Source organism: Photobacterium kasasachensis (assembly GCF_050336885.1).
GTDB lineage: Bacteria > Pseudomonadota > Gammaproteobacteria > Enterobacterales > Vibrionaceae > Photobacterium > Photobacterium kasasachensis.
Genome location: NZ_JAKJSH010000010.1, coordinates 201852 through 214706, shown reverse-complemented (window position 1 = coordinate 214706; position 12855 = coordinate 201852). Strand labels below are relative to the sequence as shown.

Genomic DNA, 12855 nt, shown 5'->3' with positions numbered 1-12855 from the left:
AGGAAACGCTCTATGGATGAAATTTGTTTTCACAAGTGAAATTAAGTTTCTTTTAGGGCGTGATAAACATAGTCGCTGGATATATAAATACAGACATAACGATAAAAAAAGGAGCATTTGCTCCTTTTTACTTCAACGAATCATTCTGGTGTTTTGACTAGCGCTTAGCCAGGGAGAAAAGCGTGAAGAAATTATCCGTAGTTACTTTCTCGACCTCTTCTGCAGAGACGCCTTTAAGCAGGGCAATATACTCTGCAACTTCACGTACATAGGCAGGCTGGTTTTGCTTACCACGATACGGGATAGGCGCCAGATAAGGGGAGTCTGTCTCGACCAGCAGGCGATCCAACGGCAGATTACTGACAACATGCTTTAATTCGCTGGCTTTATTAAAGGTAACAATACCGGAGATCGAAACATAAAAGCCAAGTTCAATCGCTTCCTTGGCCATTTCCAGGCTTTCAGTAAAGCAATGAAGCACGCCACCGCATTTTTCGGCGCCTTCCTCACGCAGGATCCGCATAGTATCCTCACGGGCCATTCGGGTATGAATGATCAGTGGTTTATTAAGCTCGACCGCCAGACGAACATGCTGGCGGAAGATTTCCTGCTGCTGCTCGGCCAATTCCGGTTGGTAGTGGTAATCCAGGCCTGTTTCACCGATAGCAACTACACGCTCATGCTGAGCAAAGGTCTTGAGCTGGTCAAAATCGAAACCCGCCTCGATATCTAATGGGTGCACACCGCAGGAGGCAAACACATTTTCATGCGGCTCAATCATTTCCATCATGGTCGGGAAGCTTTTTAGGGTTACGCCAACAGACAGGAAGTATTCTACCCCCCGTGCCTTTGCCTTGGCCAACACATCATCAATCCCTGTATGAAGTTGCTCGTAGTCCAGTTTGTCCAGGTGACAATGTGAATCAACTAACACGTTCCTTTCCTCAATTCTATTTTCTCTATTAATCGGCGATAAAGCCGGTCAGCCACTCAACAATCAGTAGCTCTTCGTTCAATCCGGTGTGTTTTTCCAGCTTTCGATGCAGCTCGTTGGCTTTACGTACCTGCGTTAACAATACGGCCGGACTGATCTTCGCAGCAACAGCCTGCACCTTATCAACAGACTCACTGTGCACCAGGTACGAGCTGACACCCTGCTGAAGTTTAATACAATCAATAAGGAAGTAGCTAAGCCACTTGAGGCTGACAATGCCCTCACTCGTACAAAGGGCAGCCACATCATAGACGCCGGTAAAGGGCGGCTGCAGAAAATCGCTAAACACCCCCAGCAAGTTTCCATGACGGATGTCTTGTCCCTGTTCGATAAACTGCTGCGTGGCTAAAGGGGCTCCGCCGTTCAGGCGTACCGACTCCAGCTTTACCGTCTGCATCATCTGCCGCTCAACCCAGCGCCGGGTTTCCTGCTCGTCAGGCACGGCCAGTCGCCACTTGTTACAGCGGCTATTGATTGTCGGCAACAGGCTGTCGAGCGACTGTGCCGTCAAAATAAACTGACAACCCGATGGTGGTTCTTCCAGTGTTTTCAATAGGGCATTCGCCGCAGCCTCTCCCAATGCATCCGCATGATCTATCATGATCACGCGCTGACCAGCCAGCTGAGACGTTTCTACCGCCCAGCGGTTACACTGGCGAATAGCATCAACGCCAATCTGCTTGCCTTCCTGTAGGGGGGCAACAATATGAAAGTCAGGATGAGTATTCGCTGCAAACAACTTGCAGCTATGACATACACCGCAAGGCTCAGTATCGCAGTTCTGACAAAGCACTGTCTGGGCTAACTGCTGCGCCAGCACCTCACGTCCGCTTCCCGTCGAGGCCAGCAATAAAATCGCATGGTGTAGACGTCCCTGCCCCAGTAGCTGCTGCCAGTTCTGCCATAGGGTCTGTTGCCATGGGTAAAGCATACTATTGTTGCTCCAGCCACACTGTCAGCGCTTGGGAAATATCTGCAGTCACCGCATCCAGTGGTTGACTGGCATCAATGATAACCACGCTCGGATCATTCTCAGACAATTCAAGGAAGCGCGCTCGAGCGCGGTGGAAGAAATCGATATTCATCTGCTCGATACGATCCAGCTCACCCCGGCCGCGTGCACGCTCAAGGCCAAGAACCGGATCAATATCCATATAGATGGTGAAATCCGGACGGAAATTGCCCAGTACCGTATTGCGCAAATTCTCCATCAGTTCAGTATCGAAGCCACGACCTCCTCCCTGATAAGCCTGAGAGGACATGTCATGGCGATCACCTACCACCCAGCGACCTTCTGCCAGCGCTGGCTTTATCACGTTGTCAACCAACTGGATACGTGCCGCATACAGCAACAACAACTCAGCCATGTCGGTCAAGGGTTCGTCAGGATGCCCTTCTTTGACCAAAGCCCGCATCTGCTCGGCAAGCGGTGTCCCGCCGGGTTCGCGCGTCAATTCAGGCGATGCGATCCCGTGCTTCGCCAATACAGCAGCAACCTGCTTGATAGCCGTACTTTTTCCCGCGCCTTCTAGGCCCTCAATTACAATAAATTTTCCAGTCATTATTTTTTCTTTAGTGTTCTTAGATATGCACGCACAGCGCGATTATGCTCGCTTAGCGTTTTAGAAAACTTGTGGCCGCCTTTGCCATCGGCAACAAAGTAATAGTAATTGCTCTCTTGTGGCTTAACTGCAGCAAGTACCGAGGCCTTGCTTGGCATAGCTATCGGTGTCGGCGGCAAGCCAAAGATGGTGTAGGTGTTATAAGGTGTCGGGGTACGAAGATCGCGCTTACGGATATTCCCCTTGTACTTATCCCCCATACCGTAAATCACCGTCGGATCGGTCTGGAGGCGCATATTCTTGTTGAGGCGATTCATAAATACTGACGATACGACAGTACGTTCGTCATCAACGGCCGTTTCCTTTTCGATAATAGATGCCATGATCAAGGCTTCATACGGTGTTTTCAGCGGAATGCTCTTGTCACGCGACTCCCAGGCATCATCGAGCAAGCTGGTCATCTGGCGATAGGCACGCTTAAGCAATTCAAGATCGGTGGTGCCCGCAGTATAATGGTAAGTCTCCGGCAACAAGTACCCCTCGAGCTTGGAGGTATCCGCACCAATCGCCTTGGCTATTTCGGCCTCGGACATACCGTCGGACTGATGGACAATCTCCGGAGCCGTACTCAGTTGCTCAAGCCAGTCTGTAAACCTGTCGCCCTCGACCAGGGTAATCGCAAACTGATGTTCTTTGCCTGATGCAATTAAGGCAAGCACATCCCTGAGCGTACCGCTATCAGGTATCTTATATGTTCCGGTCTTAATTCGTGTTAACTCGGGCTCAATACGGTAAATCCACCGGGTCCATTGCGATGGCGGTACAATTTTCTTGTCAACGAGTTGGTTTAGCAGACCGCGAAAACTGGTTCCCGGGCTGACCGTAACGAAGACTTCAGCGTCATGAGTTACCGGTTGCTGAAGCGATGCCTTCACCTGCTGATATGACCAACCCAGTCCACCAGCAGCCATCACGCCCATCAAGACAACCGCTATTACCAACTTCTTTAACACGTATACAACCTCTTGTTTAACGCTTTCAGCGCAGTTCGCGCCGTAAATTGAATTCCGTTTATTTCTGTAACTGGCACTAACGCCATCAGGGCATTAGTAATAAAGACTTCATCAGCGCAAAGCAAGACATCAAGTGGCTTTTTGACAAACTCTATACAAAAGCCGCTATCATTGGCCAGTGCAATCACATGAGCTCGCATCACACCGTGGACACCGGACATATTCAATTCAGGTGTATAGAGCGTCTGGCCTTTTCGCCAAAAAATATTCGATGCCGTCGCTTCAACGATGTCACCATTGACATCCAGCACAACCGCATCCAGCCATCCTGCCTTTTCGGTCTCCTGCTTGAGCAACACCTGCTCCAGACGGTTGAGGTGTTTGAAACCTGCTAGCATAGGAGCCAGTGCCAACCGCTGACGGCAAACACCCAGTGCAATACCCTGCGCCTGCCAGTCGCGATAGTGACCCGGCCAGGCAAAATCGGAGATGATAACCTGAGTCGAACTGCAACCTGACGGGCTGTACCCTCTGCCGCCCGCACCGCGGCTTATCAGTACCTTCACACCCCCTTTGTCTGGGAAGCTTTCTGCCAAGAAATGTACCTGCTCGGTGAGCTGATGCCAGTCCGGCTCTGCGAAATCGAATGCTGCAACGTTCTTCTTCAATCGCTGCAGGTGCAACGACCATAGCCTTGGCTTACCGTGCTCAACGAGAATGGTCGTAAAGCAGCCATCGCCATACTGCATAGCCCGATCGGTGATTGCTATGTCACTTTGCTCAACGCCGTTTACCAATATCATTCCGATATCTACCCAATCTCAAATCACAGAAAAAGTCACAACTAAAAAGTATCAAAAAAAAACGGCCCGGTGCAAAACACCGGGCCGTTCAATGATAACAGGTTATTGTTAGATTTTCTTAAATAGCAGCGAACCATTCGTACCGCCGAAGCCGAACGAGTTACACAGTGCGTATTCAAGATTAACCTGACGTGCTTCACCTGGAACATAATCCAGATCACAGCCTTCATCAGGGTTGTCCAGGTTGATCGTCGGTGGAACGACCTGATCGACCAATGTCATTGCAGTAATGATTGATTCGACAGAACCAGCAGCACCCAGTAGGTGGCCAGTCATCGACTTAGTCGACGAAACCAGAACTTTATCAGCCGCAGCACCCATAGCACGCTTAATACCAAGCGTTTCTGCTACGTCGCCAGCTGGTGTTGATGTACCGTGAGCATTCACATAGCCGATTTCTTCAGCATTGATACCCGCATCACGGATCGCAGCTTCCATCGCCAGTGCACCACCAGAACCGTCTGCACTTGGTGAAGTCATGTGGTACGCATCACCACTCATACCAAAGCCGACTAGCTCTGCATAAATTTTCGCGCCACGCGCTTTGGCGTGCTCGTATTCTTCAAGCACCATCATACCGGCACCGTCACCCAGTACGAAACCGTCGCGGTCTTTATCCCACGGACGAGAGGCAGCTTGAGGATCATCATTTCGGGTAGACAGTGCTTTCGCCGCAGCGAAGCCACCCATACCTAGCGGAGTTGATGCTTTTTCTGCACCACCAGCTAGCATTGCATCTGCATCGCCGTAAGCAATCATACGCGCAGCGTGGCCAATATTGTGAAGGCCAGTTGTACATGCCGTAGAAATAGCGATGTTCGGACCACGAAGACCATGCATAATAGACATATGGCCTGCGATCATGTTTACAATCGTTGACGGAACAAAGAACGGGCTAATCTTGCGCGGACCTTTTTCCATCAGTGACAGATGGTTAGCTTCAATAAGACCTAGACCACCAATGCCAGAACCGATAGCCACACCAATACGTGGGGCGTTTTCTTCAGTCACTTCAATGCCAGAGTCTTTTAACGCCTGTACGCCTGCTGCAATGCCGTATTGAATGAACAAGTCCATTTTGCGGGCATCTTTTTTGGTCATGTATTCTTCACAGTTGAAGTCTTTGACCATGCCGGCAAAACGAGTAGCAAATGCGCTAGCATCAAAATGTTCGATATTGCTAATACCGCTGGTGCCGGCCAGTAGAGCTTTCCATGAAGACTCAACAGAATTGCCAACCGGTGATAGCATACCCATGCCAGTAACAACTACGCGACGCTTTGACACGATTAATTTCTCCGGGAATTGAGGATAAAACAGGGTTCGAAATAAAATCAGGCGGTCATGGTGACCGCCTGGAGGGAGTTCTTAATTACTCAGATGCGCCAACAACGTAGTCGATAGCAGCTTGAACTGTAGTAATTTTTTCAGCTTCTTCGTCTGGAATCTCAGTATCGAATTCTTCTTCAAGAGCCATTACTAGTTCAACAGTATCTAGAGAATCAGCACCTAGATCGTCAACGAAAGAAGCTTCGTTTTTAACTTCTGCTTCGTCTACGCCCAGTTGCTCAACAATGATTTTTTTTACGCGTTCTTCGATGTTGCTCATTAATCTATTTCCTTAAAACAAGAATTCGCTAATGCGATTTGCTGTAGTTTATTCATTACTGCAAAAGTTGCAATACTCAACACGCTGGTCAAACCACGATTTTCAGTGAAAACAAGATGAGTTTGACTTGTGTCATCAAGTTATGCAACTTTTTTGTTTAAATCATGTACATGCCGCCGTTAACATGCAGTGTTTCGCCGGTTACATAACCAGCATCTTCTGACGCCAAAAATGCGACCGCTGCCGCGATTTCACGCGGATCACCCAAACGACCTGCAGGAACACCTGCAAGTGTAGCAGCACGCTGGTCATCATTCAGGGCTTTAGTCATATCTGTTTCGATAAAACCAGGAGCAACCGCATTCACCGTAATGCCGCGTGACGCAACTTCGCGTGCCATCGACTTAGTAAAGCCAATCAAGCCTGCTTTTGCTGCTGCATAGTTAGTCTGACCGGCATTACCCATAGTACCTACCACAGAGCCGATACTGATAATACGGCCGTGACGTTTTTTCATCATCGCACGCAACACAGCTTTAGACAGGCGGAAGATAGACGTCAGGTTAGTATCCATGATGTCCTGCCACTCGTCATCTTTCATACGCATAAGCAGGTTATCACGGGTGATACCCGCGTTGTTGACCAAGATATCAACATCGCCGTACTGCGCTTTGATTTCTTTCAGTACAGCTTCAATTGACTCAGGAGATGTCACGTTCAGCGCCAGGCCTTTACCGTTGTCACCCAAATATGCACTGATGGCTTCCGCACCGCTTTCTGACGTCGCCGTACCAATTACCGTCGCACCACGTTCAACCAGAATTTCTGCGATAGCACGACCGATACCACGGCTCGCACCCGTTACCAGAGCAACTTTACCTTGCAGGCTCATTGTCATTCCTCTTCTATAAATAGTATGCAGCCCGCCTTTTCCTGTTAACGCCAATTCTGCCCAAAGCAAATGGCACCCAGAAGCAGGCCACAATCTTACTTGGCAGCGTCCAGGCTAGCCGGATCGTTGACTGCAGCACTGCCAAGCGCGCGATTAATACGTTTAGTCAGGCCGGTAAGTACCTTGCCCGGCCCCATTTCAAGCAGTTGCTCGATGCCTTCTTCCGCCATACGCTCAACAGACTCAGTCCAGCGAACAGGTCCATATAGCTGCTTAACCAATGCCTGCTTGATTGCCGCAGGATCAGTTTCTGTTGCCACATCTGCATTATTGATCACAGGAACTGAAGGCGCAGCGAACTCAAGATTCTCTAGCGCAACAGCCAGCTTGTCCGCGGCTGGTTTCATTAGCTCACAATGTGACGGCACAGATACAGGCAGTGGAAGTGCACGCTTAGCACCTGCTTCTTTACACAGTACATTGGCACGCTCTACCGCTTCTTTATTACCCGCAATAACCACCTGGCCCGGAGAGTTAAAGTTAACCGGGGAAACAACCTGGCCTTCAGCCGCTTCTTCACAGGCTTTGGCTATCGCGTCATTGTCCAGACCGATAATTGCAGACATTGCACCAACACCTGCTGGTACCGCTTCCTGCATTAGCTGGCCGCGAAGCTCAACCAGTTTTACCGCTTCTTTGAAATCGATAACGCCAGCACATACTAGTGCTGAATACTCACCCAGGCTGTGACCAGCAAGTACCGCTGGTTGCTCACCACCCTGCTCTTGCCATACACGCCAGATCGCAACGGAAGCGGTCAGCAGTGCAGGCTGAGTGCGGTGTGTCTGGTTTAGATCTTCTGCAGGACCATTCTGAACTAGTGCCCATAGGTCATAGCCCAGTGCATCAGAGGCTTCGGCAAAAGTTTGCTTTACAACCTCAAACTGCTCAGCCAGCTCGGCTAGCATACCAACAGCCTGAGAGCCCTGTCCCGGGAATACAATCGCGAACTTAGACATTCGAGAATCCTTATTCGTTATTACTGATTATTCAGTGTATTGACGAGCTATTCGCTGTGACAAAGCAAGCTGCTAACCACAAGCCGACACACGGCAATAAAGCAGAAAGCGAATAGCTACAAATTAATTTAATGCGTATCAGCGGTTTAATCTAATTCTTCACTCGAATCAGAATTTCACCAATGCAGAGCCCCAGGTGAAACCACCACCGAAGGCTTCAAGCAACAAGGTCTGGCCACGCTGGATCCGACCGTCACGAACAGCTTCATCGAGTGCCGTCGGGACCGTTGCCGCAGACGTATTGCCATGACGATCAAGGGTTACCACCACCTGATCCATCGACATCGACAGTTTCTTCGCCGTTGCCGAGATAATACGCAGGTTTGCCTGGTGCGGTACCAGCCAATCTAGTTCTGACTTGTCCATGTTATTGGCAGCCAAGGTGTCTTTTACAAGGTTTGACAGCTGAGTTACCGCGACCTTGAAGACTTCGTTGCCAGCCATGTACAACCATTTGTCATCGCTGAAGTTTTGGCCGTGATCCGGAATAGCAAGGCTTAACAGTCCGCCAAAATGGCCATCGGCATGCAGGTGCGTCGAGATAATACCCTGCTCCTCGCTTGCGCCAACCACCACGGCGCCGGCACCGTCGCCAAAAAGAATGATCGTCGAACGATCATCCGGATCACACTTATGGGAAAGCGCATCAGATCCGATAACCAAGACGTTCTTGGCCATACCGGTTTTGATGTGTTGATCGGCAACGCTCAGGGCATAGACGAAACCTGAACACGCAGCTGCAATATCGAATGCCGGGCAACCTTTGATGTCCAGCATTCCCTGGACCTGGCAGGCCGCAGACGGAAATGAGTGACTCGCACTGGTAGTCGCTACGATAATAAGATCAATGTCATCTTTATCAATGCCCGCCATTTCGATGGCGTTTAAAGATGCCTGATATCCCATTACAGCTACAGTTTCATCTGCAGATGCAATTCGACGCTCACTAATACCGGTACGTGCTACGATCCATTCGTCTGTGGTATCAACCATTTGTTCTAAGTCGGCGTTAGAACGTACTTGTGCTGGCAGGTAGCTGCCGGTACCTAAAATTTTGCTATACATGAAGACTAATAATGCCTCTCGAGTAAGACTTCTTCCAAACGGTCACTGATTTTTGTCGGTATTTGCCGTTTGACCTCGTGCACCGCTTCACCAATTGCATTAGAAAAAGCGGCAACATCAGCACTTCCATGGCTTTTGACCACAATACCGCGCAATCCTAACAGACTTGCGCCATTGTACTGGTCGGGGTTCAACTGTTTAAGACTGATGAATAGGTCATTAAACAACCACTTGGCAACTAAACGCTTCAGTGGGTTAGTGCTTATGGCATTTTTAATGCTGTCAATGAATAGATTGGCGACCCCTTCGCTGGTCTTTAGGCTCACGTTGCCGACAAAACCATCACACACGATGACATCGGCGCGGCCACTGTATAATTCGTTACCTTCAAGATAGCCGATATAGTTTATGTCTGGTGAGTTTGCCAACATTTCGGCGCAACGCTTGACTAAATCATTACCTTTAATCTCTTCCTCACCAATATTAAGCAACGCGACCCGAGGTGAAACGTTGTTTTCCTGCTCGGCCAGCACAGCCCCCATTACGGCAAATTGAAACAAAGTATCTGCATCACAGGATACGTTTGCTCCCAAGTCCAGTAACCAGGTTTTATTATCGGTGTTGGTCGGAATGGCAGTTACAAGCGCAGGACGGTCAACACCGGGGAGCTGTTTCAGGGTATAGCGCGAAAGGGCCATCAGAGCTCCGGTATTTCCGGCACTGACACAGGCATCAGCCTGGCCGTCGGAAACACTATCTAACGCCATACGCATCGACGTTCCCTGACTGCTGCGCAATGCTTGGGAAGGCCGGGTTTCATTGGCAATAACATGCTCGCAATGAACAATACTGAGTCGAGGGTGTTGAAGTTGGTTTAGAAGGGACAGTTGAGACGTGATCGCACTTTGATCACCAAAAAGAATAACTTTGAGCTCTGGGTATTGCAACAATGCCTGCACGGAGGCAGGCACTGTTACTTGAGGACCGAAGTCCCCGCCCATTGCATCAAGTGCAACGGTTAGACCACTCAAGGTTCAACCTTATTTGTTGATAACCTTGCGGCCACGGTAGAAACCGTCAGCTGTTACGTGGTGACGTAGGTGAGTTTCACCACTTGCAGAATCTACAGATACAGCTGCAGTTGTTAGTGCATCGTGAGAACGACGCATGCCACGTGCTGCACGTGATTTTTTGCTCTTTTGTACGGCCATTAACCCTACTCCTGTTAAATTACTTACTTAGTTTTTTCAATACTGCAAACGGATTCGGACGCTCATCAGCAACGGGGATCTCACCAAATGTCATGCTTCTTCCACTGGCCTTACAGTCAGCGTCTTCATGCATGGCAATTTGAGGCAATTCCAGAATCAATTCGTCTTCGACGATTTGAATCAGGTTAATCTCTCCGTTTTCGTCGACGTCAGCCGGCTCATAAGCTTCCGGAAACTCATCAACTTCCTCTGGTTTGAGGAGCGGACTGTAACAGAATTCAACACGATAAGTGTGATTGAACCCTTCCTGGCATCGCTGACAGGTCAACATCACTTCAACATCTGCACTACCGCGCATAAATGCAAGGTGACGTTGGTCAAAGTCAAATGATAAGGTGACGTTTGCATCACGTGTTACGCTCTGTGTTGACTCGGCCAAACGCTCAAGCAAATCGGCTTTGATGATGCCATCATAGTCGAGTTTTTTCTGAGCTGCGCGAACCGGATCAACCGTTAGCGGCAATTTTACCTTTTGCATAGGGCGCGAATATTAGCCTTCTAATCAGTTTGAGTCAAAGGAAATGTGCGCGAATTAACAGCATTTAGCCAATTCACTTAGCTGCAATTAAACCTGCTTGGTCAATCGAGGACATTTCCGCCTTTTTGTCTGTTATCTGCCTGACTCACAACAAGTTGACCCTCGTAATATAAGCGGTCAAATAACACACAAAAGGTGACTAAAACAAAACCAGACCCATTACTAGACAGACACACCTTCAGTATGGTGCGAGTTTGAAATTATTGGCTGCATTTCTTACATTAGCCCGTCTAACTGCAAAGATGGCCCATTTAAATTCGGCCGCTAGACTAACACAATCCCATATAATCTTGGTACAACTATGACTCAACCTTTGCTCCTGGCCTCAACCTCCCCCTTCAGAAAAGCCTTGCTAGAGAAGCTACAATACCCGTTCGAGACGGCTGGCCCAGACACTGATGAAACGGCCCATCCCGATGAAACTGCCGAGCAGCTCGTAACCCGGCTGGCCGAAGCCAAAGCCAAAGCCTGCGCAGTGGATTACCCAACGCATCTGATTATCGGCTCGGATCAAGTATGCGTCATCAACGGCCATATTGTCGGCAAGCCGCATACATCCGATAACGCCTTCCGGCAACTACAGGCTGCAAGTGGCCAAGTCGTCACCTTCTATACCGGCCTGTGTCTATATAATGCAGTAACTGGCGATAGCGACGTGATCTGCGAACCCTTCCATGTTCACTTTAGAACATTGACCGAGCAGGAAATCCGAAACTATATCCAGCGAGAAACCCCGCTGAACTGTGCCGGCAGCTTTAAGAGCGAAGGGCTTGGCATTGCCCTGTTTGACAAACTAGAGGGCCGGGATCCCAATACCCTGGTTGGCCTGCCACTGATTGCCCTGCGCGACATGCTCGCCAAGCAAGGGATAGCGATTTTGTAATCAGGGCAACAAGCGTCCCAATAAATAAGAAGGCGAGAAGCCAAAATCAGCTTCTCGCCCTAGTCAATGCAAACACCATAGGCCCGTTCTATTCAGCGCAGCTTTTTCAGTCGCCTTTTCTCTGCCGCTATTTTTTCCGTAGCTGCTCAATGGCTCTGGTCAGCATCGGCTCCATCGGGGCGTTGATGTCCATTAGTTCTTCCGTTTTAGGGTGCTTGAACTTAATGTTGGCCGCATGAAGGAAAAGTCGATTGAGGCCCGATTTTTTCGTATACGCATCAAAACGCGGATCACCATAGCGATCATCCCAGGCAATAGGGTGACCGGTGTACTGGCAGTGAACACGGATCTGATGGGTTCGGCCCGTTACCGGGCTAGCCTGCACCAACGTGGCCTGCTCAAGACGCTCAATCACTTTAAAGCGCGTATCCGACGCCTTACCGTTCGGGTTAACGCGTACAATGCTGTTCACTTCGTTTTTCATTAGCGGTGCAGTTACTTTTTTGCAACTGGCTTTCCACTCGCCCATCACCAGGGCAAAATAGTATTTCTGTACCGTCTTGTTACGGAATTGCTCCTGCAGCTGGCGCAATGCAGAGCGCTTCTTAGCCACCAACAGTATCCCCGAGGTATCTCGGTCTATCCGATGGACAAGCTCGAGGAAACGGGCATCGGGACGAAGTGCACGCAAGGCCTCGATAGCACCGAACTTCAAACCACTACCGCCATGTACCGCAGTTCCCGATGGCTTGTTAAGGATCAGCATCTGGTCATCTTCATAAATAATGCAAGACTCCAGCTCGGCAACTTTATTGAGCTTGGTACTGACCGGCGCCTGATCTTCTTTTTCCGGCACCTTCACCGGCGGTACCCTCACAAGATCACCATCCTGCAATTTATATTCAGGTTTTATACGTTTTTTGTTTACTCGAACCTCACCCTTACGCAAAATACGGTAAATCATACTTTTTGGAACGTTTTTAAGCCGAGCACGGAGAAAGTTATCGATCCGCTGGCCCGCATAGTCATCAGTAATCTCGATGAATTGCACTTTTGGTTTATCATCTTTCATAGGTTTTGATTGTA

At 49.3% G+C, this 12855-nt stretch carries 15 protein-coding genes; 1 reads left to right on the top strand and 14 read right to left on the bottom strand.

Features of this window, described 5'->3' with window-relative positions:
- Nucleotides 1–157: 157 nt before the first annotated feature.
- The 13 genes from L4D19_RS15645 to yceD form a co-directional block, all read right to left on the bottom strand.
- Nucleotides 158–934, bottom strand: a complete 777-nt coding sequence (locus L4D19_RS15645) for a TatD family hydrolase (RefSeq protein ID WP_428453201.1) — start codon at nucleotides 932–934, stop codon at nucleotides 158–160.
- A 28-nt stretch (nucleotides 935–962) separates the two neighbouring features.
- Nucleotides 963–1925 carry a DNA polymerase III subunit delta' gene (gene holB, locus L4D19_RS15640; RefSeq protein WP_428453200.1) on the bottom strand — a complete coding sequence of 321 codons (963 nt, stop codon included), beginning with the start codon at nucleotides 1923–1925 and terminating at the stop codon, nucleotides 963–965.
- Nucleotide 1926: 1 nt separating this feature from the next.
- Complete coding sequence (gene tmk, locus L4D19_RS15635; RefSeq protein ID WP_428453199.1) at nucleotides 1927–2556, bottom strand: dTMP kinase; 630 nt, start codon at nucleotides 2554–2556, stop codon at nucleotides 1927–1929.
- Nucleotides 2556–3569, bottom strand: a complete 1014-nt coding sequence (gene mltG / locus L4D19_RS15630) for an endolytic transglycosylase MltG (protein ID WP_428453198.1) — start codon at nucleotides 3567–3569, stop codon at nucleotides 2556–2558. Before mltG ends, tmk begins: the two co-directional genes overlap by 1 nt.
- Nucleotides 3563–4372, bottom strand: coding sequence for an aminodeoxychorismate lyase (pabC, locus tag L4D19_RS15625; protein ID WP_428453197.1), 810 nt, complete (start codon nucleotides 4370–4372; stop codon nucleotides 3563–3565). Before pabC ends, mltG begins: the two co-directional genes overlap by 7 nt.
- 108 nt (nucleotides 4373–4480) lie before the next feature.
- Nucleotides 4481–5719, bottom strand: a complete 1239-nt coding sequence (fabF, locus tag L4D19_RS15620; RefSeq protein WP_160650317.1) for a beta-ketoacyl-ACP synthase II — start codon at nucleotides 5717–5719, stop codon at nucleotides 4481–4483.
- An 85-nt stretch (nucleotides 5720–5804) separates the two neighbouring features.
- Nucleotides 5805–6041 carry an acyl carrier protein gene (acpP, locus tag L4D19_RS15615; protein WP_007467184.1) on the bottom strand — a complete coding sequence of 79 codons (237 nt, stop codon included), beginning with the start codon at nucleotides 6039–6041 and terminating at the stop codon, nucleotides 5805–5807.
- Between the two features lie 157 nt (nucleotides 6042–6198).
- Nucleotides 6199–6933, bottom strand: a complete 735-nt coding sequence (fabG, locus tag L4D19_RS15610; protein WP_075765331.1) for a 3-oxoacyl-ACP reductase FabG — start codon at nucleotides 6931–6933, stop codon at nucleotides 6199–6201.
- 95 nt (nucleotides 6934–7028) lie between these two features.
- Nucleotides 7029–7952: an ACP S-malonyltransferase gene (gene fabD / locus L4D19_RS15605; RefSeq protein ID WP_428453196.1), complete on the bottom strand. Its 924-nt coding sequence runs from the start codon at nucleotides 7950–7952 to the stop codon at nucleotides 7029–7031.
- Nucleotides 7953–8120: 168 nt separating this feature from the next.
- The gene (locus L4D19_RS15600) at nucleotides 8121–9077 is read right to left on the bottom strand and encodes a beta-ketoacyl-ACP synthase III (protein ID WP_428453195.1); all 957 of its coding nucleotides are present in this window, start codon (nucleotides 9075–9077) and stop codon (nucleotides 8121–8123) included.
- A gap of 5 nt (nucleotides 9078–9082) precedes the next feature.
- Nucleotides 9083–10108 (bottom strand): phosphate acyltransferase PlsX, encoded by a 1026-nt coding sequence (gene plsX / locus L4D19_RS15595; RefSeq protein ID WP_160650323.1) that lies wholly within the window; start codon nucleotides 10106–10108, stop codon nucleotides 9083–9085.
- A gap of 9 nt (nucleotides 10109–10117) precedes the next feature.
- A complete protein-coding gene (rpmF, locus tag L4D19_RS15590; RefSeq protein WP_006231206.1) occupies nucleotides 10118–10288 on the bottom strand; it encodes a 50S ribosomal protein L32 in 171 nt (56 codons plus the stop codon).
- A gap of 19 nt (nucleotides 10289–10307) precedes the next feature.
- Nucleotides 10308–10826: a 23S rRNA accumulation protein YceD gene (gene yceD, locus L4D19_RS15585; protein ID WP_428453194.1), complete on the bottom strand. Its 519-nt coding sequence runs from the start codon at nucleotides 10824–10826 to the stop codon at nucleotides 10308–10310.
- A 361-nt stretch (nucleotides 10827–11187) separates the two neighbouring features.
- On the opposite strand from yceD, the gene L4D19_RS15580 reads away from it, so the two are divergent.
- The gene (locus L4D19_RS15580) at nucleotides 11188–11769 is read left to right on the top strand and encodes a Maf family protein (RefSeq protein WP_428453193.1); all 582 of its coding nucleotides are present in this window, start codon (nucleotides 11188–11190) and stop codon (nucleotides 11767–11769) included.
- A 127-nt stretch (nucleotides 11770–11896) separates the two neighbouring features.
- Here L4D19_RS15580 and rluC read toward each other — a convergent pair whose 3' ends face one another.
- Nucleotides 11897–12841, bottom strand: coding sequence for a 23S rRNA pseudouridine(955/2504/2580) synthase RluC (gene rluC / locus L4D19_RS15575; RefSeq protein WP_428453192.1), 945 nt, complete (start codon nucleotides 12839–12841; stop codon nucleotides 11897–11899).
- Nucleotides 12842–12855 lie beyond the last annotated feature (14 nt).